This is a genomic window from Streptococcus mitis bv. 2 str. SK95, assembly GCF_000222705.1.
Taxonomy (GTDB): domain Bacteria; phylum Bacillota; class Bacilli; order Lactobacillales; family Streptococcaceae; genus Streptococcus; species Streptococcus mitis_AY.
On the sequence record NZ_AFUB01000011.1, the window covers coordinates 1 to 21,685 of the forward strand.

Here is a 21,685-nt window from a genome sequence, read left to right on the forward strand (position 1 = left end):
GGAGTTTACTGGACTAAAGTCATACACTAGTGATGTTTATATAAAAAATCAAGATGAAGTCAAAAAGTATGAAGTGGACTTAGATATTAATCAATCTGACATTAAGGGAGAGTATACAATAACACTTGGGGAGGATAAAGAAACTGTTCCTGTTACATATTCTAATGGTAAGTTAAATTATGAGTCAGAGATAAATCTTTTATTTGATGAAGAAATTCTAAATTTAATGGTTTCAAGAGATTATTTCGCTTCCTTAGATGTGGAAAAAACATTTAAGAGCGCAGAAACTGAATTGAGTGATATTATTTACCAACCAGAAAATCAATCAGAGTTATATAAAAAATAGTGGAAAAGTATAACCTTCCATCTGACACAAAACTTTCAGTTAGTCTTGGATATGGTACTATGACAGATACGATATACTACTAAGTTTAGAATCTAAAGAAAAATTGGTTCAAATCAGTGCTGCAATTTATTTAGTGAAAGGAAAGTAATTTTTTTAAGTCAATCAAAAAGATTATAAGTTAAAAAGAAACATAAATACTATTTTATAACTGATTTTTAATGAGCAACAGGAGACAGTATGTTAAAATCGAACAAGTGGATATTCCTTGCGATTTCCGTTCCCTTTATTATTATTGGTTTGTCATATTTGTTAATTAGGCAACCGATTGGGAACACTGGTAAGTTTATTCATGATCATGAAGATTCTATCAAGAGAGAAATTCTTGCTGACATAGACAGTCAAGGACAGTATATAATGTCAGTGACGCTTTTACCTGGTTCAGCGAGGGGGGCTTTTGATAATGGTGGGGATGTAGGCGGAAATTATCACATTTACTTTACAGCTTATGTTAATAATAATCGCAAGCAGTCAATGAAAGTAGAATTATACTTTCCTGATGCTGGTATAGGTCCTTTTACATTTATAAAACCAAATCCTTATAAATCTCCTGAAACTATGAAGAGATGGTACTTGTCAGTGCAAGAGGTATCAAGTGACCCCTCGTGGGATTGGAAGCGAGAGCAAGATAAATTGAATGAAACGATGAATAATCTTTTGAATGTTGCTGTTAGTAAAGGCAAGGATGCATCCAGACAAGTTCAAAAAGAAATTATGATTCGTTTTCTTAACAGATGGCTACAGGAACATGAGAAAAATTTCAAACTAGCTATCCAAACAGACCTGTATCGAAATGTCCCAGAATTGGAACAGAAATTAGGAAAGATTCAAAGTATAAGTGTAAGTGAATATCAAATGTATATTCCTTCGAGAGATAGCGACATTCGTTTTGATGTTAGATTTGAGAAATATCCTGAAGATGTAGCTACTATAACCGTTCGCTTGCATTCCCAAGGGGAACAATCAGTTTTTAAGGATCCCTCAGTAGCTGCAACTATTAGTTTTGAAAGAGAACGTTTTGCTATAAAAACTGAGTATGACTCCAAGCTATTTCCTATTTTTAATCAAAGTCGATTTGGTAATAGTAATGGAGAAATATCTTATGAACTCCCAAAAGATTATGAAAATCAATTCTTAATTCCTTAACTATCAAGCAAGCTATTGTGCTTGCTTTATCTTTATCTTTATCTTTATCTTCTATCTCACAAGATGCTAATTGTGTGTTATAAGAGTATATGGAAAGAGAAAAAGAGCAAATGACCTGCTCCCCAAAAGTGAGACAGAAAAATCTAACTTTTGGGTGTAGGTTATGATCGGTGTTTTTTTCTTGTCTTAAAATGGAAACCATTTCAGATGAAAATGGAGGTGTGGTATAATAAGAGAAAGTATAAGTGCTTATTTGAAGGGGAATTCCTCTCCTTATTTTGGGATTGGATTAAGTATTAGGATCTAGATTCCTGAGAAGAATAGTGATGTTTGAGTAAAGAAGGAAATAGAATGAAAATTTCTGGGTCAAGCGGTAACATTACTTTTGACTATGAAAATGGCTATGTTTTAAAAGCAGAGGGAGAGTTGTTGACTGGAGGTAGCTTTATTGTATATAGGTCAAGCATACAGAATTGGGAGCCACCATACAATGCTCTTCAATAAAACTGACGTAGATATCAAAAAAGATTTGGAGTTTTCACTAAGTTGGTCCTATGAAGGCAAAACTATTTTTGATAATCAAAAGATTAGCTATACTATCAAGGATAGTGGTGAGTTACCTTCTTACACAACCACGTTAATTTTGTTACCACTTAACTCAGAACAATTGGAGCTTGTTGACTCAATGTCAGATCCATCCAAGATGACACTTTCAATGTCTGATGTGAAGAGCGTAGAATAAGATAGGAGTTGAATGTGACAACAGAAACCATTTTATTTTTATTTGCTACCATCGTCATTCTTTTATCCTTGATCTTTTTATCGGGTACGTATTTCTATCTTTATTTTCGGGATAAAAAGATGGTACGTCTTGCCAAATCGTCTGTTAAGGGAACGGTTGTGGGCTATAGTAATTTTCAAGCTGGGAATCCTCCAATTGTTGAATATACGGTTAATGGAACTACTTATAGCAAGCCATTACGGTATTTTATAATCAAAACGATTTCGCTTCCATGGGGTCCCATAAGCACCTCTAATAAATTTACAAGAGAGGATATGTTGGCAAATTCCCTAACCTTTTATCGTAATTCCTTTATATCCTTTAATAACTTAATGCGTACGCATTTTCCGATCTATTCGAAGATGACGGTATGGTATGATCCTGAAAGACCAAACAGAGCTTATGTGGAACGATACTGTGGGATTAACAAGCTTTATAAATGGTTTGGGATCGGAAGTGCTATATTGTTAACCATGGTCTACGCCATTGTAGTACTTGCTTATTTGTTAGGGAGATGAGGTATAGATGTCAAGCGTTAGTATAGTTGAAGCAGAAGAAATAAACTTAAGTATTTATTGGTCAAATTTGAAAGCAACATTCAGTGCTGAGATACAATATTGTTAATAAAAAATTAGAACTAGTTTTCCTATATTTTTACGTTGATTAGGTGAGATAAATAGCTTATGATGAAACTACCTTTTACGATAGATTGATAGAAAGATGACTTTATCGAAGTAATTCTATTTAAAAAAAGAATATCGTTTATTCATATTCTTATTGAAATTGTAAATTTTCAACAGAAGGAAGGTTCTACTTTCATGATGAAAAAATAGCTTTAACCTTAATATCTTTTTTTACAATCCTGTTATTTTTTATTGGATCAGCTCAAGCAGATTTAGTGATACCAGATAAACCTTCTAATGGCATTTATGATCCAAACCATTATTTATCAGGGGTTGTTTCGGATAAATTACAAGAATTAAATAGCAAATCGGAAATTCAAATTGGTATTTATATTGTTGAGAGTCTAAATGGTGAATCTTTAGAAGAATTGTCAAATACTATAGCCAGATCTTGGAAAATCGGTTATTCGGATTCAAATAAGGGTGCATTATTACTGATTGCTATAAAAGATAGAAAGTTTCGGATTGAAACTTCTAATAATCTAGCTATTACATTGACTGATACAAAGGCTAAGAAAATATTAGATGCCTCTCGTGATAAGATGCGAGCCAAAGACTATGACGGAGCTGTTATTGATATAATCCAAAACATTTCCAATCAAGAGTATAAATTAACTGATGCACCTGTAATAGAGAGAAATTATTTACTTGAAATCGCAAAAGGTATATGGGATATAATAAAAAATATTTTGTTTATTTGTGGTATAATCCTATTTGTTTTTTTGATTGATTTTATTAAGTATGGTACTACTTCAAATAGAAAAAGAAGATCTAATAAATCATATGAGGGTAATGATAAATTATTCCCCTATGATGTTGCCTTTATTAATGATGGTTCACGGTCATGTAAGGCATTGAGAGATTTCCGTATTGAAAATATAGATAAGTATCCAAAGAAAAGTAGCAGTGATTCCTCATCGTCTTGGTCGAGTGACGATTGGTCAGGTGGTGGTTTTGATGGTGGAGGATCATCAAGTGATTGGTGATTTAGCATAGTTCATAGCGATTTGCCTACCTAGATGAGCGAACTTGATCATTTTAAAAAAATGATGGGATAGAAAAACTATTGATTTGAAAAAACCGCTCTGTTGAGCGGTTTTCGTCTATTCTTGCCTTTTGCTACAATACCCACGTACGAATAGCATGGGCAACGCCAGATTCGTCATTTGTTTTGGTGATGTATTTGGCGATTTTTTTGAGTTCTGGATTTCCATTTTCCATAACAACGGGGTTACCCACGACTTCCAGCATGGCGCGGTCATTTTCTTCGTCACCGATCGCCATGGTTTCATCTTTGGTTAATCCGAGTTTTTCAGCTAGGTGAGTGATGGCTGAACCCTTGTCTACATTCTTTTTAAGGAGTTCGAGGTAGAAAGGAGCTGATTTGTTAATAGAGTAGCGCTCGTAAAATTCGGCTGGAATCTTTTCAATCGCAGCATCGAGAATCTCTGGTTCATCGATAAACATACACTTGACAATTTCCTTGTCAGACATTTCTTCGGGAGTACGGTAGAAAATGGGCATGTTGACGAGGGTTGATTCGTGCACCGTGTATTTTCCGATATTGCGATTGGCAGTATAGATACCGTCCTTGGTAATAGCGTGCATGTGAACACCGAGTTTGCGACTGAGGAATTCCATATCTAGATAATCCTCATAGGTCAAGGATTCGCTGATAATCTCATGGCCAGTAGCAGTCTCTTGGACAAGGGCACCGTTGAAGGTCACTACATAGTCACCCTCGTCTCTTAACTGCAAGTCGTCCAGAAGTTTGGCAACACCTGCGATGGGACGACCCGTTGCAATCACGACTTTGACACCAGCTTGTTTGGCGTCTTGGATGGCAGAAAAGACTTCAGGAGTGATCTCCTTTTGACTGTTGACTAGGGTACCATCGATATCGACAGCGATTAGTTTAATACTCATATATTTCCTCTTCTAGTTTTTATTTGGGGTAAAATGATCGTTCTCAATTAAGTGTAAAAATTGCTGGGTAATGCTTGCGAAGATACTGTTTTGGTCCAACATTTCTTTTGGAAAATAGAAGCGATTGTCTCCGTGGCGACTGCCAGCAAGGGATTGAACGATAGGAGACAGGCTAGAGAGTTCTGCCAGTTCTCCATTTTTTTGTAAAATCTCAATCTGTGTCCGTGGATTTTCAGATTCGGGACGATAGATATCATAAGGAAGGTCAAAGTTCTTATGAATAGCAGTATAGTAGTCTGGATCAAATCCGATGTCTTCAACCAGTTGTCTCATGGTTGCGAGTCGGTCTTGGTCTTCTTGGGAAAAGGTGATGGATTTAAAGACCTTGCGATTGACAAAGCGTTGCGACAGGTCTGCGAGAATCTTGTCAGGACTGGTCATCCAGAGTTGGAAGTAGGTATTCATCACGCCGTCATCCAGAGCCAGATAGTCAGATAGAGTAACTTTCTTTTCAAAAAAAGGTAGCAAATGAGGAGAAGTGCGTGAAAAGAAGTCCTTGTCCTCAGGATAGAGTTCCTTGGCGCGTTTGAGAAGATTCTGCAGGAGAACTTCCATGGCGCGTGTTGCTGGGTGGAAATAAACCTGCATATACATCTGGTAACGACTGAGGACGTAGTCTTCGATGGCATGCATGCCATTGCGCTGAAAGGCGATCCCATTTTCGACTGGACGAATGACTCGAAGGATCCGTGTCAGGTCAAATTCTCCATAAGATGCTCCTGTAAAATAGGAGTCGCGCAAGAGATAGTCCATGCGGTCCGCATCAATCTGACTGGAAATGAGTTGCACGACCTGCTTGTTAGGATAGGTATGATCAATGACGCTGGCCACCTTTTCTGGGAAATCTGGCGCTACTTGTAGCAGGACTTGGTGAATCTCTGTCTCAGGACTTTGGATGATTTCCTGAGTAATGGCCTCATGATCTGTATCAAAGAGATGTTCAAAAGTATGTGAGTAGGCACCATGCCCAAGGTCATGAAGGAGCGCAGCGGTCATGGTCAAGAGAGACTCAGCAGGATCCCATTCTTCAGGATATTTTTCTTCAAAAATCTCCGTGATACGACGAGCTATCTCATAGACTCCCAAACAGTGGGAAAAGCGACTGTGCTCGCCACCATGGAAGGTATAGCTGGAAGTCCCTAATTGTTTGATACGGCGCAGACGTTGAAATTCTTTTGTATTGATCAAGTCATAGATGACCTGATTATTTACATGGATATAGTTGTGAACTGGGTCACGGAATACTTTTTCGTTCATATGACCATTATAGCATACCTCACCCAGCAGTCCAATAGCTAGAAAACCTCTAACCTCAATAAAATAGCGATTTTAAGGATCGCTATTTTTCTTTTTAATTTTTACTAAGTCCATCTGTTTAACAAGATATAATATCGGACATTATAGAACTGAACGAAGATAACCATCAAATACAACTACAAACAAGTAACGTAATTAGCCAAAGTTTTAAATAGCTAATCTTTTATTTGGAGAGAAATTTATTTATTTCTATTCTAAATGGTTTAATATTGTTTGGAAAATATATTCATCAATAAATTTATCTATAGCCCTAACGTTCTTAAGGTGCTGAGCATATTCCATTAAACGTTCTAACTCTCCAAATTCATCAATTATTTTTCTGTCCGAAGAATCTAAAATATTTATAGTTGTAGCATACCTGTTCTGAATTATTTTTTCTGAAATCTCCTTGGATAGCTCGCTAAACTCAACAACTAAATCAAACCTATTATATATTGGTTCGCCTAGCACCTCTTTGATATGGGCTACAGATAAGAAATTTGAGGTGCAGATAATAAGCCCATTTTCTAAATGAACTTCATAATTTCTATCGGAATAAATTCCCTCATCAAATAGTTGATAAAATGCACTATAGAATAAATTATTTGCTTTATCAAACTCATCTAAAAGAATAACATTACTTTGTCTATCGAGTAAATCTTTAGCAAATGAGCTGGAGGTATGACTAGCACCAAATAAATAATCAGAGAACGAGTTGTTTTGGTACATAGAAAATTGTTTTCTAAACAGCTCTTGCCCAATTATTTCAGCAATGAATTTAGCTGTTTCAGTTTTTCCTACCCCAGTTGGTCCGTAAAATAAAACAGTTAGAGGCTTTTTGTTGTTATAACCTTTAGCAGTTTTATATAAGCCCCTAGATAGAGCGTCTTTAACATTTTTTTGACCTAGTATTTTATCATCAAAATGTTTTTTAAATTGTTCTAGATGATTAATATCAAATGCTTTATACTCATATCTTTCTATTTTTAAATTATATTTTTTCGATTCTTTGAATATTTTTAAGATACTTTCGGGTGGATTCTGGGCAAATATATTAGATATCTTCATTGAGCTAAGTATTGATTTGAATCCGTTCAATCCAGAGTCACTTAGCCTGAAAAACTCTGCTGAAGATATGCTCATATTCTTTATTTCTCTTATTGGTTTGGGCGTAGTATCCATAGTTTCTCCACTCTGAGTAATTTTATGTGTGTGCTGTCGACTCTCGTAGTCTATTTCATCTAGTAACCCAGAAAGAGATATAGATCCTTTAGGAAGTTGAGATATAAAATAATCTTCTGGACAGTAATAAATTTTAACATTAGTTTTCGTCATTACTTACACCTGCCAGTAATACATCATAAACATCAACTTCTTCCTCAGAATTAACAGCTCCCTCGCCATTAGCTAATCTTGCGCCGTCTAGAATTTGAGTATTTTGCTCATTCTGAAATGAAAATTCTTGCGTCATATTTAAGTTGCTAAGATTCATTTTTCCAACCTTTACTACATGATAAGTCAGAGTCATTTTTACTAAATCAGATAAAGAGTATGATGATTTAAAAGATTTTAAATTGAAACGAAGAATTTTCTTCGTTTTGTCATTCTCTAATATCATTTCAAAATAGCCACGACCTTGGTTTAGGGCGGAATCCATTTTTTGAACATTCAGCTTAAAATCACCAGCATCAATTAAGCCTTCAGTCATGGTGAGATAGGGCGTCATCAATTTATAGTATGTCATTGAATCTTTAAATGCATAAACTTTTGCTGAGGAAAATTCCTGAATACCAGTTTTTATGGACGCGTCTTTAAAAATACCTAAATAGTCTGTTAAAACAGTATTAGTAACAGCTTGATTCAATAATTTTTCAGAATTATATCCCAAATTTCCACTTATTTCACCTTTTATTCCTAAGTTTAATAGTGAGAGTATTTTAGCCCCAACACCAATCGTTGATTCAGCTTCGGTATTACCTCTTGCCCTTGTTTCAGATTGTTTTACTAACTTTTCGATTATTTGGCCTTCATTATTCATATAAATTAGATCCGTTGCCGATTCTTCATCAAAGTAAACTATTCTAGTGAATTCGATATTATTTTCTTTTTTTTAGCCATATTTACCTCCCCTAAGATTTATATTTTCATTATAGCAAAATCCTGCTCTTTTTGGTAAAATAGTAGGACAAGAGACAAGAAAGAGGATTTGATGTGAAGATTCGGATGCGAAATAGGATTCAGTTTGATGAACAGTTGGAAGTGATTGACCAGCTCTATGACGTGGAAGTGCGTGAAAAGGGAGATTATAGCTATTTGCTTTTCTACAATGAGGAAAAGGAAAAAGTGGTTCTCAAGTTTCATGAAGAAGAACTGGTGATGACCCGTTTCTCGAGTCCCAAAACCATCATGCGTTTTCTAAAGGATAGTGATAGTTTGGCCTATATTCCGACTCCAATGGGGATGCAGGAGTTTATCATCCAAACGAGTCACTATAAACTGGATGGTCAAAAGATTGAATTAGCCTATCAACTGCAAAATCAAGAGGGGAATCCTTTTGCCAGCTATCAATTAGAAATTACTTGGGGATAAGAAAAGGTTGGCGCGAGCCAACCTTATTTGATATAAAGTTCTTGGTTTTTTAGGACAATTTCACGTACATTTGCAAACTTCTTGAGTTTTTTAAGTTCTTCTGGATGGGTTACGAGAGTGATAACATAACCCTCTTTGCCCATACGACCAGTACGTCCAGCGCGGTGAGTGTAGGTTTCAGTATCTCTTGGGACGTCAAAGTTTATGACACATTCTAGGCTATCGATATCAATTCCACGTGCCAAAAGGTCTGTTGCAAGGAGCAGGGTTAGTTGCTTGTCTTTAAACTTTTCTAAGATGACTTTTCTAAACTTGACATTGACATCACTAGCAAGAGAAACAGCCAAGATATCACGATACTGTAGCTTTTCTTCTGCACTTCCTAGATCTGACAAACTATTAAAGAAGACCAGACCACGAAAATCCTCTACATGAGCCAATTTTCGAAGCATGTCCACTCGGTGACGTTGGTCTACCTGCATGTAGAAATGTTGAATGTTGTCTAACTTTTGATCAGAGAGATCAATAGTGCGCGTGTTTGGTGCAATCTTTTCTTGATCAAACTTGGTCGTCGCACTCATGTAGATGAGTTGATGGTCACGAGGCGCGTAGTGGGTGATTTTCTCGACAAAGTGAATCTGAGAATCATCGAGCAATTGGTCAAATTCATCCAGGATGATGGTTTCCACATTCATCATCTTGATTTTTTTCAATTTAATCAACTCAAAGATGCGGCCGGGAGTTCCAATCAGAATTTCTGGTCCTTTTTTGAGGCGTTCAATCTGGCGTTTCTGACTTGAACCTGATAGGAAGAGCTGAGCTGTTAAACCGATGGCTTCTGCCCACGTTTTACACACGTCAAAAATCTGTCCAGCTAGTTCTGTATTTGGTGCTAGAATCAAGAGTTGCTGGGCTTTTTTCTTTTGTAGTCTGAGAAGACTTGGAAGTAAATAAGCTAGGGTCTTACCAGTTCCTGTTGGGCTTACTCCCAGGAGGTTTTCTCCAGCAAGAATAGGCTCAAATAGTTGAGTTTGAATGGGGGTAAATTCTTGGAAACCGAGTTGGTCACTCAATTCCTGCCATTCAGTCGGTAGTTTGGTTTTCATTTTTCTGCCTCAAATCTAATGCCAGCAGTCTGGCGCATGGTATATAGTAGCTCATGAACAGAACCTGCATCATCCAGCCAGTTCTGGTAGAGCGTCTGGTCTGGTTGCTGGATCATCTGTGCAAATGCAGCAACTTCCTGAGTCATCGTATGGGGAGCTTGTTGGATAGGTAGCTGGACTTGATTTCCTTGGTGGTCGCTAAAAATAGCTGAGCGGACATGTTCAATCGTGTTAAGGGTCAAGGTTCCATCTGCTGTGTAAATCTCACAAGGAAGATTGGAAGTGATGTTTTTCCCAGCCTTGATATGAACTTGAAAGTTAGGGTAGAAGAGGATACCGTCTCCATTTAGGTCAATGCTATTGTCAAGCTGTTGAGCCTGATAGGTCGCGTCCTGAGCTTTTCCAAAGAGGCGAATGGCAGCGTAGAGGGGATAAATACCCAAGTCCATAAGTGCTCCACCAGCAAAACGATCTGAAAAAACATTTGGCGTCTGCCCAGCCAACAAATCCGGCATCTTGGATGAATACTTAGCATAGTTGAAATCAGCGCCTAAGATTTGCTTGTCTGCTAAAAAATTCTTAATAGTAGTAAAGGCTTTCTCGTGGTAATTACGAGCTGCCTCAAAGATAAAACAATTATTTTTCTCAGCCGTTTGAATCAGATTCAGCCATTCTTGTGGCTGAGTGACAGCTGGCTTTTCAAGAATGACGTGCTTACCAGCAGACAAGGCAGCCTTGGCTTGAACAAAATGCAAGGAGTTTGGACTGGCGATATAGACCACATCAAAGGAAGTCTTAAAGAAGTCTTCTAATTGATCAAAGAGTTGGATATCCTGATAACGAGAAGCAAAAGTTGTTGCTGTTTCTAGCTTTCTAGAATAGACTGCGACCAGCTGGTATTCTCCGCTAGCATGGGCTGCTTCTATGAAATGATGGCTGATAGCGCCTGTTCCGATGACACCTAATTTAAGCATAAATACTCCTTTTCCGACTTCAAATCCTTCCTTCATTATAACATAGAAAAGAAGGACTATCCAACAGATGGTAAAAATTTTCAAATGGACTACGCATTTCTTGGAGAAAGTGGTACAATATTTAGATAAGTAGATGAAATGAGAAGGGGGAGAAAATGAGATTATTACCAATAAGAAAAATATCACGTCAGTCTAAGCGACTAGCGCTTTTTTTGACTTTTTGTGCAGGGTATGTCGATGCCTATACCTTTATCGTTCGAGGGAACACCCTTGTGGCTGGACAAACTGGGAATGTGGTTTTTCTTTCTGTAGGACTCATTCAGCAGAATGTCTCGGATGCCAGTGCCAAAGTAATGACCTTGTTTTCCTTTATGATGGGTGTTTTTTTTCTGACATTGTACAAGGAAAAACTACGAATTGTTAAAAAGCCGATTTTGTCCTTGATTCCACTTGCAATCCTGTCCCTAATTATAGGTTTTGTGCCGCAAACGGTTGATAATATCTATCTCGTACCGCCATTGGCCTTCTGTATGGGACTGGTAACAACTGCTTTTGGAGAAGTGTCTGGTATTGCCTATAATAATGCTTTTATGACAGGGAATATCAAACGAACCATGTTAGCTTTTGGGGATTATTTTCGGACCAAACATACGCCTTTCCTACGAGAGGGCTTGATTTTTGTTAGCTTGCTTAGCAGTTTTGTCTTTGGAGTCATTTTTTCGGCTTATTTGACGATTTACTATCAGGAGAAGACAATTCTAGGTATTCCTCTTATGATGAGTATCTTTTACTTCAGTATGCTTTTTGCTTCTTGGAGAAAAAAAGGGAAAGAAAAAGCTTAATTTTAATTGATTTTACTTGTAAGAAAAAAGAAGATGTGCTATACTTGAAGAGTTGACTATGCACAATCCTGTGCAACCGCACGAACATCGTTGCTCGTCGTATACAAAATTTAAACTTTGTTATGCTTAGAGCTCTTCTTTTAAGTGGTTCGTCCCACGATGCTAGGCGAGTCTTCACAAAAATACGGGGAAACCCTAAAAATCATAGGAGGTGCATAATGAGCACATACGCAATTATCAAAACTGGCGGAAAACAAGTTAAAGTTGAAGTTGGTCAAGCAGTTTACGTTGAAAAATTGAACGTTGAAGCTGGTCAAGAAGTTACTTTTAACGAAGTTGTTCTTGTTGGTGGTGAAAACACTGTTGTCGGAACTCCACTTGTTGCTGGAGCTACTGTAGTTGGAACTGTTGAAAAACAAGGAAAACAAAAGAAAGTTGTTACTTACAAGTACAAACCTAAAAAAGGTAGCCACCGTAAACAAGGTCACCGTCAACCATATACAAAAGTTGTCATCAACGCGATCAACGCTTAATTTTAAGGAGAACACATGATACAAGCAGTCTTTGAGAGAGCCGAAGATGGCGAGCTGAGGAGTGCGGAAATTACTGGACACGCCGAAAGTGGCGAATACGGCTTAGATGTCGTGTGTGCATCGGTTTCTACGCTTGCCATTAACTTTATCAATTCCATTGAGAAATTTGCAGGCTATGAACCAATCTTAGAATTAAACGAAGATGAAGGTGGCTATCTAAAGGTTGAAATACCAGCGGATCTTCCTTCGCACCAGAGAGAAATGACGCAGTTATTCTTCGAATCATTTTTCTTAGGTATGGCAAACTTATCGGAGAACTCTTCTGAGTTCGTCCAAACCAGAGTTATCACAGAAAACTAACACGGAGGAAAACATTATGTTAAAAATGACTCTTAACAACTTGCAACTTTTCGCCCACAAAAAAGGTGGAGGTTCTACATCAAACGGACGTGATTCACAAGCGAAACGTCTTGGGGCTAAAGCAGCTGACGGACAAACTGTAACAGGTGGGTCAATCCTTTACCGTCAACGTGGTACACACATCTACCCAGGTGTAAACGTTGGACGTGGTGGAGACGATACTTTGTTCGCTAAAGTTGAAGGCGTAGTACGCTTTGAACGTAAAGGTCGCGATAAAAAACAAGTTTCTGTTTACCCAATCGCAAAATAAAAAGGTTCAGTGAGCCTTTTTATCCCGAGCCTTAAAATGAAAGGGCGAGGAAGCTAGAAGTAGCATTAAATAAGGCTTTCCGAGTTTTCGGAGAGCCTATTTTTTTGTTTTGATACCCATATTGAATTTAATAAAGAATAGTTAGATTTAAACTTGCGATGGACACTTTTTTCTTTTTTGGAAAAATTCTGAAATATGGTATAATGAACAGATAGAGAAGTTGGGGGTAAAAGATGAACATTCAACAATTACGCTATGTTGTTGCCATTGCCAATAGTGGAACTTTCCGTGAAGCTGCTGAAAAAATGTATGTTAGTCAGCCGAGTCTGTCTATTTCTGTGCGCGATTTGGAAAAAGAGCTAGGCTTTAAAATTTTCCGTCGGACGAGTTCGGGAACGTTTTTGACCCGTCGTGGTATGGAATTTTATGAGAAAGCGCAGGAGTTGGTCAAAGGATTTGATGTTTTTCAAAATCAGTATGCCAATCCTGAGGAAGAAAAGGATGAATTTTCCATTGCCAGTCAGCACTATGACTTCTTGCCACCAACCATTACGTCTTTTTCAGAGCGCTATCCTGACTACAAAAATTTCCGTATTTTTGAGTCTACTACAGTTCAAATATTAGACGAAGTAGCCCAAGGGCATAGTGAGATTGGGATTATCTACCTCAACAATCAAAATAAAAAGGGCATCATGCAACGGGTTGAAAAGCTTGGTTTAGAAGTTATTGAACTAATTCCTTTCCAGACTCACATTTATCTTCGTGAAGGGCATCCTTTAGCACTGAAAGAGGAATTGGTCATGGAGGACTTAGCTGATTTACCAACAGTTCGCTTTACTCAGGAAAAGGATGAGTATCTATACTATTCAGAGAACTTTGTCGACACCAGCGCGAGCTCCCAGATGTTCAATGTGACGGACCGTGCTACTTTGAATGGTATTTTAGAGCGGACAGACGCCTATGCGACAGGTTCAGGATTTTTAGATAGTGACAGTGTCAATGGCATCACAGTCATTCGTCTCAAGGATAATCTAGATAACCGCATGGTCTATGTCAAACGGGAAGAAGTGGAGCTTAGTCAAGCTGGGACTCTTTTCGTAGAAGTCATGCAAGAATATTTTGATCAGAAGAGGAAATCATGAAAAAAAGAGGAATAGTGGCAGTCATTGTACTGCTTTTGATTGGGTTGGATCAGTTGGTCAAAAATTATGTTGTCCAGCAGATTCCACTGGGTGAAGTGCGTTCGTGGATACCCAATCTTGTTAGTCTGACCTACCTGCAAAATCGAGGGGCAGCCTTTTCGATGCTACAAGATCAGCAGTGGTTTTTTGCTATCATTACCTTGGTTGTCATGGCAGGTGCCATATGGTATCTACATAAGCACATGGAGGATTCTCTCTGGATGGTTTTGGGACTGACTTTGATAATCGCGGGAGGTCTAGGCAACTTTATCGACAGAATGAGTCAAGGTTTTGTGGTGGATATGTTTCACCTAGACTTTATCAACTTTGCGATTTTCAATGTGGCTGACAGCTATTTGACAGTTGGTGTCATTGTTTTATTGATTGCAATGCTTAAAGAGGAAGTAAATGGAAATAAAAATTGAAACTGGTGGGCAACGTTTAGACAAGGCTCTGTCTGACCTGACAGAATTGTCGCGCAGTCTCGCTAATGACCAAATCAAGGCTGGACAAGTCTTGGTGAATGGGCAAGCCAAGAAAGCAAAATACACTGTCCAAGAGGGGGATATCGTCACCTACCATGTGCCAGAACCAGAGGTTTTAGAGTATGTGGCTGAGGATATTCCGCTAGACATCATCTACCAAGATGAGGATGTGGCTGTCGTTAACAAGCCTCAAGGGATGGTGGTTCATCCCAGCGCAGGTCATACAAGTGGAACCTTGGTCAATGCCCTCATGTACCATATCAAGGACTTGTCAGGTATCAATGGGGTTCTCCGCCCAGGAATCGTTCACCGCATTGACAAGGACACGTCAGGTCTCCTCATGATTGCTAAGAATGATGAGGCCCACTTAGCACTTGCCCAAGAACTCAAGGATAAGAAGTCTCTCCGCAAATACTGGGCGATTGTTCACGGCAATCTTCCTAATGATCGTGGTGTGATTGAAGCGCCGATTGGTCGGAGTGAAAAAGACCGTAAGAAACAGGCTGTGACTGCTAAAGGGAAGCCGGCAGTGACGCGTTTTCAAGTCTTGGAACGCTTTGGAGATTATAGTTTGTTAGAGTTGCAACTAGAGACAGGACGTACCCACCAAATCCGTGTCCATATGGCTTATATCGGTCATCCAGTCGCTGGTGATGAGGTCTATGGTCCCCGTAAGACACTTAAGGGACATGGGCAATTTCTCCACGCTAAAACTCTAGGATTTACCCATCCGAGAACAGGTGAAACCTTGGAATTCACAGCAGATATTCCAGAGATTTTTAAAGAAACGCTGGAAAAATTGCGTAAAAATGAGAATAGATAAAAGAGTTGAGATGCCTTGTCTCAACCTTTTTTATTTCAAGTCTTTTCTATTTTAAAGTATTCATGTTATAATGGATAAATATGAAGAATCGGAGTGAGAATATGAAGTACAAACGAATCGTCTTTAAGGTGGGGACTTCGTCCTTGACAAATGAAGACGGGAGTTTATCAAGAAGTAAAGTAAAGGTAATTACCCAACAATTAGCTATGTTGCATGAAGCTGAGCATGAGTTGATTTTGGTTTCATCTGGGGCAGTAGCGGCTGGTTTTGGAGCTTTGGGCTTTAAAAAACGTCCGACCAAGATTGCTGATAAGCAGGCTTCGGCTGCAGTTGGTCAGGGACTTTTGTTGGAGGAATACACAACCAATCTCCTCATGCGCCAAATCGTTTCTGCGCAAATTTTGCTGACACAGGATGATTTTGTAGATAAACGTCGTTATAAGAATGCCCATCAGGCCTTGTCTGTACTACTTCATCGTGGAGCGATTCCTATCATCAATGAAAATGACAGTGTTGTCATTGACGAACTCAAGGTGGGTGATAACGATACCCTGAGTGCCCAAGTGGCGGCTATGGTCCAGGCGGATCTCTTGGTTCTCTTGACAGATGTGGACGGTCTCTATACTGGCAATCCTAATTCGGATCCAACAGCCAAACGCTTGAAGAAAATCGAGACTATCAATCGTGAGATTATTGATATGGCTGGTGGAGCAGGTTCGTCTAATGGTACAGGCGGAATGTTAACCAAAATCAAGGCGGCTACGATTGCAACGGAGTCAGGGGTGCCAGTCTATATCTGCTCCTCCATGAAATCAGATGCACTGATTGAGGCAGCGGAAGAGACCAAGGATGGTTCTTTCTTTGTTGCGCAAGAGAAGGGACTTCGTACCCAGAAACAATGGCTGGCTTTCTATGCTCAAAGTCAGGGAACGATTTGGGTAGATGGTGGAGCTGCAGAGGCACTTTCAAAAAACGGGAAAAGTCTCCTTTTATCGGGTGTGGTAGAAGTGGAAGGAAACTTCTCTTACCACGATATTGTCACAGTGGCTGATAAAGAAACGGGTCAATCTCTTGGAAAGGGACGTGTCCAATTTGGCGTCTCAGCCCTAGAAGATATGCTCCGTTCTCAAAAAGCTAAGGGAGTCTTGATTCACCGAGATGACTGGATTTCAATCACTCCTGAAATCCAGCTGCTCTTTACAGAATTTTAGAGGTGAACGATGGTAAGTACACAAGAACAATTTGAACAGGTACAGGCTGTTAAGAAATCAATTAATACTGCCAGTGAAGCAGTGAAAAACCAAGCTCTGCTAGCCATGGCTGATCATTTATTGGCAGCTACTGAGGAGATTCTAGAGGCCAATGCCCTTGATATGGCAGCGGCCAAAGGTAAAATCTCAGATGTTATGCTAGACCGTCTTTATTTGGATGCGGGACGTATAGAAGCGATGGCAACTGGCATTCGTGAAGTGGTTGCTTTACCAGATCCTATTGGTGAAGTCCTAGAAACAAGTCAGCTTGAAAATGGCTTGATTATCACCAAAAAACGGGTAGCCATGGGAGTTATTGGTATTATCTATGAGAGTCGTCCAAATGTGACGTCTGATGCGGCTGCTTTGGCTCTCAAAAGTGGCAATGCGGTCGTTCTTCGTAGTGGTAAGGATGCCTACCAAACTGCTCATGCTATTGTCACAGCTTTGAAGAAGGGCTTGGAGACAACGACCATTCATCCAAATGTGATTCAACTAGTGGAAGATACTAGCCGAGACAGTAGCTATGCCATGATGAAGGCCAAGGGTTATCTAGATCTTCTCATTCCTCGTGGAGGTGCTGGCTTGATCAATGCTGTGGTTGAAAATGCTATCGTGCCTGTTATCGAGACGGGAACCGGGATTGTCCATGTTTATGTGGACAAGGATGCCGATGCGGACAAGGCTCTGTCTATCATCAACAATGCTAAAACCAGTCGTCCTTCTGTCTGCAATGCTATGGAAGTTTTACTGGTTCATGAAGACAAGGCAACAAGCTTCCTTCCTCGCTTGGAGCAAGTGCTGGTTGCAGATCGAAAAGAAGCTGGACTGGAACCAATTCAATTCCGTCTGGATAGCAAAGCAAGTCAGTTTGTTTCAGGTCGAGCAGCCGAGGCCCAAGACTTTGATACCGAGTTTTTAGACTATGTCCTAGCGGTTAAGGTTGTGAGTAGTTTAGAAGAAGCGGTTGCGCATATTGAAGCCCACAGCACCCATCATTCGGATGCCATTGTGACGGAAAATGCTGAAGCTGCAACTTACTTTACAGATCAAGTAGATTCAGCAGCGGTTTATGTCAATGCCTCAACGCGTTTCACTGACGGTGGGCAATTTGGTCTTGGATGTGAGATGGGGATTTCTACTCAGAAACTGCATGCGCGTGGTCCAATGGGCTTGAAAGAGTTGACTAGCTACAAGTATGTGGTTAATGGTGACGGACAGATAAGGGAGTAAGAGATGAAGATTGGATTTATCGGTTTGGGGAATATGGGTTCTAGCTTGGCCAAGGCTGTCTTGCAGGCCAAGACGGGTGCTCAGATTCTTCTTGCCAATCGTAGTCAAGCGAAAGTAGATGCTTTCATTGCCAACTTTGGAGGTCAGGCTTCCAGCAATGACGAAATCTTCGCAGAAGCAGATGTGATTTTTCTAGGAGTAAAGCCTGCTCAGTTTTCTGAACTGCTTGCTCAATACCAGACCATCCTTGAAAAAAGAGAGAGTCCTCTTTTGATTTCTATGGCGGCTGGATTGACCTTGGAAAAACTGGCTAGACTACTTCCAAGTCACCACCGAATTATTCGCATCATGCCCAATACTCCAGTGGCTATCGGGCAAGGAGTGATTAGTTATGCCATGTCCGCAAACTGTCGTGCTGAGGACAGTGAACTCTTTTGTCACTTATTAGCCAAGGCTGGTCTCTTAGTTGAGCTGGGAGATAGCTTAATCGATGCGGCGACAGGTCTCGCAGGTTGTGGACCAGCCTTTGTCTATCTCTTTATCGAGGCTTTGGCAGATGGGGGTGTACAGACAGGATTGCCACGAGAAATGGCTTTGAAAATGGCAGCCCAAACAGTAGTCGGCGCTGGACAAATGGTTCTCGAAAGCCAGCAACATCCTGGAGTCTTGAAAGACCAAGTTTGTAGCCCAGGAGGTTCGACTATCGCTGGTGTAGCAAGTCTGGAAGAACATGCCTTTAGAGGCACAGTCATGGACGCAGTTCATCAAGCCTATAAACGAACACAAGAACTAGGTAAATAAGAGGTTGGATGACTCCCAACCTCTTTTATGGTCGATTGAATGGAGAAGACGCAAAAAGATTGTCACAAAAACCTATTTTTTTGATAGAATAGAAGGTAGAAAAAAAGAAATGAGTTAGACATGTCAAAAGGATTTTTAGTCTCTCTTGAGGGACCAGAGGGAGCAGGAAAGACCAGTGTTTTAGAGGCTCTACTCCCAATTTTAGAGGAAAAAGGAGTAGAGGTGCTGACGACCCGTGAGCCAGGCGGAGTCTTGATTGGAGAGAAGATTCGTCAAGTGATTTTGGACCCAAGTCATACTCAGATGGATCCTAAAACAGAACTCCTTCTCTATATCGCCAGTCGCAGACAGCATTTGGTGGAAAAAGTTCTCCCAGCCCTTCAAGCTGGTAAGTTGGTTATTATGGACCGCTTCATCGATAGTTCAGTTGCTTATCAGGGATTTGGCCGTGGCTTGGATATTGATGCCATTGATTGGCTCAATCACTTTGCGACAGATGGCCTCAAACCTGACTTGACACTCTATTTTGACATCGAGGTGGAAGAAGGATTGGCTCGCATTGCTGCTAATAGCAATCGTGAGGTCAATCGTTTGGACTTGGAAGGGTTGGACTTGCACAAAAAAGTCCGTCAAGGCTATCTTTCTCTTCTGGAAAAAGAAGGAAATCGTATTGCCAAGATTGATGCCAGTCTTCCTTTGGACCAAGTTGTGGAAGCTACCAAGACTGTCTTGTTTGATAGAATGGGATTAGCCAAATGAAACAAGATCAACTCAAGGCTTTGCAACCAGACCAGTTTGACCGCTTTGTCCGTATTTTGGAACAAGACCAGCTCAATCATGCCTATCTCTTTTCAGGTTTCTTTGGAAGTTTGGAAATGGCGCAATTTTTGGCTAAGAGCCTCTTTTGTAGAGATAAGGTAGGCGTTTTACCATGTGAGAAATGCCGAAATTGTAAGCTGATTGAACAGGAAGAATTTCCCGATGTCACCTTGATTAAGCCTGTCAATCAGGTCATCAAGACAGAACGTATTCGAGAGTTGGTGGGTCAGTTTTCCCAAGCAGGGATTGAAAGCCAGCAACAGGTCTTTATCATCGAGCAGGCGGAGAAAATGCATCCTAATGCAGCCAACTCTCTGCTCAAGGTCATCGAAGAACCCCAGAGTGATGTTTACATTTTCTTCTTAACTAGCGATGAGGAAAAGATTTTACCGACCATTCGTAGTCGGACCCAGATTTTCCACTTTAAAAAGCAGGAAGAAAAGCTCATTCATCAATTAGAACAAATGGGACTGGTCAAGAAAAAAGCGACTCTCTTGGCCCAGTTTTGTCAATCACAAGCTGAAGCTGAAAAGTTGGTCAATCAGGCAAGCTTTTGGACTATAGTTGATGAAAGCGAGCGCTTACTGACCTGGTTAGTAGCCAAGAAAAAAGAGAGTTATTTGCAGGTAGCCAAATTAGCCAGCTTGGCAGATGACAAGGAAAAACAAGATCAGGTCTTGCGAATCCTCGAAGTACTCTGTGGACAGGAACTCTTGCAAGCAAGGATCCGACAGATTTTACAAGATTTGCTAGAAGCTAGAAAGATGTGGCAGGCTAATGTCAGCTTTCAAAATGTCATGGAATATCTGGTCTTGAAAGAAATATAAACTCAATGAAGGATAAAGAAAGGAAAGGGCTGGTTTATGGATAAAAAAGAATTATTTGATGCGCTGGACGATTTTTCCCAACAGTTATTGGTGACCTTAGCCGATGTGGAAGCCATCAAGAAAAATCTCAAGAGCCTGGTAGAGGAAAATACAGCTCTTCGCTTGGAAAATAGTAAGTTGCGCGAACGCTTAGGTGAGGTAGAAGCAGATACACCTGTCAAGGCCAAGCATGTTCGTGAAAGCGTCCGTAGGATCTATAAAGACGGATTTCACGTTTGTAATGATTTTTATGGACAACGTCGAGAGCAGGACGAGGAATGTATGTTCTGTGACGAGTTGTTGTATAGGGAGTAGGCATGCAGATTCAAAAAAGTTTTAAGGGGCAGTCTCCCTATGGCAAACTTTACCTAGTAGCAACGCCGATTGGTAATCTAGATGATATGACCTTTCGTGCCATCCGGACATTGAAAGAGGTGGACTGGATTGCTGCTGAGGACACGCGCAATACAGGTCTCTTACTCAAGCATTTTGATATTTCGACCAAACAGATCAGTTTTCATGAGCACAATGCCAAGGAAAAAATTTCTGATTTGATTGGTTTTCTGAAGGCGGGGCAAAGTATTGCTCAGGTTTCTGATGCGGGTCTGCCTAGCATCTCGGATCCTGGGCATGATTTGGTCAAGGCAGCTATCGAGGAAGAGATTGCTGTTGTCACAGTTCCAGGTGCCAGTGCGGGGATTTCTGCCTTGATTGCCAGTGGTTTAGCGCCACAACCACATATCTTTTACGGTTTCTTACCGAGAAAATCAGGCCAGCAAAAGCAATTTTTCGACTTAAAAAAAGATTACCCAGAAACTCAGATTTTTTACGAATCGCCCCATCGTGTGGCTGATACGCTGGAAAATATGCTAGCAGTTTACGGCAACCGCTCGGTAGTCTTGGTCAGAGAATTGACCAAAATCTATGAAGAATACCAACGAGGTACCATCTCTGAGTTATTAGAAAACATCGCTGAAACGCCACTCAAGGGCGAGTGCCTTCTTATCGTTGAAGGTGCCAGTCAGGACGTGGAAGAAAAGGATGAGGAGGACTTGTTTTCAGAAATCCAATCTCGTATCCAAGAAGGCATGAAGAAAAATCAAGCTATTAAGGAAGTTGCTAAGTTTTACCAGTGGAATAAGAGTCAGCTCTACGCTGCCTACCACGAATGGGAAGAAAATCAATAAAATGACTAAACAGGGAAGTTTGCCTTCTTCC

General features: G+C 40.0%; 25 protein-coding genes, 2 pseudogenes and 1 other annotated feature. Of the genes and pseudogenes, 20 read left to right on the forward strand and 7 right to left on the reverse strand.

Going from position 1 to position 21,685, the window contains the following annotated elements; genetic code table 11:
• The 5 genes and pseudogenes from HMPREF9965_RS0102145 to HMPREF9965_RS03720 all read left to right on the forward strand — a co-directional run.
• A pseudogene (locus HMPREF9965_RS0102145) lies at positions 1–494 on the forward strand (hypothetical protein); the annotation flags it as partial.
• 89 nt (positions 495–583) lie between these two features.
• Positions 584–1,549: a hypothetical protein gene (locus HMPREF9965_RS03705; RefSeq protein ID WP_000920281.1), complete on the forward strand. Its 966-nt coding sequence runs from the start codon at positions 584–586 to the stop codon at positions 1,547–1,549.
• Positions 1,550–2,039: 490 nt separating this feature from the next.
• Complete coding sequence (locus tag HMPREF9965_RS03710) at positions 2,040–2,291, forward strand: hypothetical protein (protein ID WP_000898370.1); 252 nt, start codon at positions 2,040–2,042, stop codon at positions 2,289–2,291.
• A 14-nt stretch (positions 2,292–2,305) separates the two neighbouring features.
• On the forward strand, positions 2,306–2,848 hold the full coding sequence (locus tag HMPREF9965_RS03715; protein WP_000206209.1) for a DUF3592 domain-containing protein: 543 nt from the start codon (positions 2,306–2,308) through the stop codon (positions 2,846–2,848).
• A 380-nt stretch (positions 2,849–3,228) separates the two neighbouring features.
• Positions 3,229–3,999, forward strand: coding sequence for a TPM domain-containing protein (locus HMPREF9965_RS03720; protein WP_000611724.1), 771 nt, complete (start codon positions 3,229–3,231; stop codon positions 3,997–3,999).
• Positions 4,000–4,132: 133 nt separating this feature from the next.
• Here HMPREF9965_RS03720 and yidA read toward each other — a convergent pair whose 3' ends face one another.
• The 4 genes from yidA to HMPREF9965_RS0102150 form a co-directional block, all read right to left on the reverse strand.
• Complete coding sequence (gene yidA, locus HMPREF9965_RS03725) at positions 4,133–4,939, reverse strand: sugar-phosphatase (RefSeq protein WP_000023533.1); 807 nt, start codon at positions 4,937–4,939, stop codon at positions 4,133–4,135.
• A gap of 12 nt (positions 4,940–4,951) precedes the next feature.
• On the reverse strand, positions 4,952–6,256 hold the full coding sequence (locus tag HMPREF9965_RS03730; protein ID WP_001003520.1) for an HD domain-containing protein: 1,305 nt from the start codon (positions 6,254–6,256) through the stop codon (positions 4,952–4,954).
• Between the two features lie 249 nt (positions 6,257–6,505).
• Entirely contained in the window at positions 6,506–7,630 is a 1,125-nt protein-coding gene (locus tag HMPREF9965_RS03735) for an AAA family ATPase (RefSeq protein WP_000169365.1), read from the reverse strand.
• A complete protein-coding gene (locus HMPREF9965_RS0102150; protein ID WP_420497888.1) occupies positions 7,617–8,390 on the reverse strand; it encodes a DUF6414 family protein in 774 nt (257 codons plus the stop codon). The genes HMPREF9965_RS03735 and HMPREF9965_RS0102150 overlap by 14 nt, the downstream gene beginning before the upstream one ends.
• Before the next feature lie 116 nt (positions 8,391–8,506).
• Between HMPREF9965_RS0102150 and HMPREF9965_RS03740 the strand changes: the two genes are divergently transcribed.
• Positions 8,507–8,884, forward strand: a complete 378-nt coding sequence (locus HMPREF9965_RS03740) for a DUF1934 domain-containing protein (RefSeq protein ID WP_100199074.1) — start codon at positions 8,507–8,509, stop codon at positions 8,882–8,884.
• A 23-nt stretch (positions 8,885–8,907) separates the two neighbouring features.
• On the opposite strand, the gene HMPREF9965_RS03745 is transcribed toward HMPREF9965_RS03740, so the two are convergent.
• Together HMPREF9965_RS03745 and HMPREF9965_RS03750 are read right to left on the reverse strand one after the other, a co-directional pair.
• Positions 8,908–9,990 carry a DEAD/DEAH box helicase gene (locus HMPREF9965_RS03745; RefSeq protein ID WP_000850566.1) on the reverse strand — a complete coding sequence of 361 codons (1,083 nt, stop codon included), beginning with the start codon at positions 9,988–9,990 and terminating at the stop codon, positions 8,908–8,910.
• On the reverse strand, positions 9,987–10,964 hold the full coding sequence (locus tag HMPREF9965_RS03750) for a Gfo/Idh/MocA family protein (RefSeq protein ID WP_000915874.1): 978 nt from the start codon (positions 10,962–10,964) through the stop codon (positions 9,987–9,989). Before HMPREF9965_RS03750 ends, HMPREF9965_RS03745 begins: the two co-directional genes overlap by 4 nt.
• Before the next feature lie 155 nt (positions 10,965–11,119).
• On the opposite strand from HMPREF9965_RS03750, the gene HMPREF9965_RS03755 reads away from it, so the two are divergent.
• The 4 genes from HMPREF9965_RS03755 (at position 11,120) to rpmA (ending at position 13,009) form a co-directional block, all read left to right on the forward strand.
• Positions 11,120–11,806 (forward strand): YoaK family protein, encoded by a 687-nt coding sequence (locus tag HMPREF9965_RS03755; RefSeq protein WP_001238356.1) that lies wholly within the window; start codon positions 11,120–11,122, stop codon positions 11,804–11,806.
• Positions 11,807–11,870: 64 nt separating this feature from the next.
• Positions 11,871–11,990, forward strand: a sequence feature (ribosomal protein L21 leader region).
• A 34-nt stretch (positions 11,991–12,024) separates the two neighbouring features.
• Complete coding sequence (rplU, locus tag HMPREF9965_RS03760) at positions 12,025–12,339, forward strand: 50S ribosomal protein L21 (protein ID WP_000109141.1); 315 nt, start codon at positions 12,025–12,027, stop codon at positions 12,337–12,339.
• 15 nt (positions 12,340–12,354) lie between these two features.
• Positions 12,355–12,699 carry a ribosomal-processing cysteine protease Prp gene (locus HMPREF9965_RS03765; RefSeq protein WP_000613697.1) on the forward strand — a complete coding sequence of 115 codons (345 nt, stop codon included), beginning with the start codon at positions 12,355–12,357 and terminating at the stop codon, positions 12,697–12,699.
• A gap of 16 nt (positions 12,700–12,715) precedes the next feature.
• On the forward strand, positions 12,716–13,009 hold the full coding sequence (gene rpmA / locus HMPREF9965_RS03770) for a 50S ribosomal protein L27 (protein WP_000916509.1): 294 nt from the start codon (positions 12,716–12,718) through the stop codon (positions 13,007–13,009).
• 145 nt (positions 13,010–13,154) lie between these two features.
• On the opposite strand, the pseudogene HMPREF9965_RS13295 reads toward rpmA, so the two are convergent.
• Positions 13,155–13,250: pseudogene (locus HMPREF9965_RS13295) on the reverse strand (AraC family transcriptional regulator); the annotation flags it as partial.
• Here HMPREF9965_RS13295 and HMPREF9965_RS03775 point away from each other — a divergent pair.
• From HMPREF9965_RS03775 to rsmI, 10 genes are all read left to right on the forward strand, one after another.
• Positions 13,243–14,151 carry a LysR family transcriptional regulator gene (locus HMPREF9965_RS03775; RefSeq protein WP_001025728.1) on the forward strand — a complete coding sequence of 303 codons (909 nt, stop codon included), beginning with the start codon at positions 13,243–13,245 and terminating at the stop codon, positions 14,149–14,151. The pseudogene HMPREF9965_RS13295 and the gene HMPREF9965_RS03775 overlap by 8 nt on opposite strands.
• Positions 14,148–14,615 (forward strand): signal peptidase II, encoded by a 468-nt coding sequence (gene lspA, locus HMPREF9965_RS03780; RefSeq protein WP_000745681.1) that lies wholly within the window; start codon positions 14,148–14,150, stop codon positions 14,613–14,615. Before HMPREF9965_RS03775 ends, lspA begins: the two co-directional genes overlap by 4 nt.
• The gene (locus tag HMPREF9965_RS03785) at positions 14,599–15,498 is read left to right on the forward strand and encodes an RluA family pseudouridine synthase (RefSeq protein ID WP_000403218.1); all 900 of its coding nucleotides are present in this window, start codon (positions 14,599–14,601) and stop codon (positions 15,496–15,498) included. The genes lspA and HMPREF9965_RS03785 overlap by 17 nt, the downstream gene beginning before the upstream one ends.
• A 101-nt stretch (positions 15,499–15,599) precedes the next feature.
• A complete protein-coding gene (gene proB, locus HMPREF9965_RS03790) occupies positions 15,600–16,709 on the forward strand; it encodes a glutamate 5-kinase (RefSeq protein ID WP_000875758.1) in 1,110 nt (369 codons plus the stop codon).
• 9 nt (positions 16,710–16,718) lie between these two features.
• Positions 16,719–17,981, forward strand: a complete 1,263-nt coding sequence (locus HMPREF9965_RS03795; protein ID WP_000255266.1) for a glutamate-5-semialdehyde dehydrogenase — start codon at positions 16,719–16,721, stop codon at positions 17,979–17,981.
• Between the two features lie 3 nt (positions 17,982–17,984).
• Positions 17,985–18,782, forward strand: coding sequence for a pyrroline-5-carboxylate reductase (gene proC / locus HMPREF9965_RS03800; protein WP_000689719.1), 798 nt, complete (start codon positions 17,985–17,987; stop codon positions 18,780–18,782).
• Between the two features lie 120 nt (positions 18,783–18,902).
• Positions 18,903–19,541: a dTMP kinase gene (tmk, locus tag HMPREF9965_RS03805; RefSeq protein ID WP_000033383.1), complete on the forward strand. Its 639-nt coding sequence runs from the start codon at positions 18,903–18,905 to the stop codon at positions 19,539–19,541.
• The gene (locus HMPREF9965_RS03810) at positions 19,538–20,428 is read left to right on the forward strand and encodes a DNA polymerase III subunit delta' (protein ID WP_000806703.1); all 891 of its coding nucleotides are present in this window, start codon (positions 19,538–19,540) and stop codon (positions 20,426–20,428) included. The genes tmk and HMPREF9965_RS03810 overlap by 4 nt, the downstream gene beginning before the upstream one ends.
• A gap of 36 nt (positions 20,429–20,464) precedes the next feature.
• Positions 20,465–20,782, forward strand: coding sequence for a DNA replication initiation control protein YabA (yabA, locus tag HMPREF9965_RS03815; RefSeq protein ID WP_000358229.1), 318 nt, complete (start codon positions 20,465–20,467; stop codon positions 20,780–20,782).
• A 2-nt stretch (positions 20,783–20,784) separates the two neighbouring features.
• On the forward strand, positions 20,785–21,654 hold the full coding sequence (rsmI, locus tag HMPREF9965_RS03820) for a 16S rRNA (cytidine(1402)-2'-O)-methyltransferase (protein WP_001166900.1): 870 nt from the start codon (positions 20,785–20,787) through the stop codon (positions 21,652–21,654).
• Positions 21,655–21,685 lie beyond the last annotated feature (31 nt).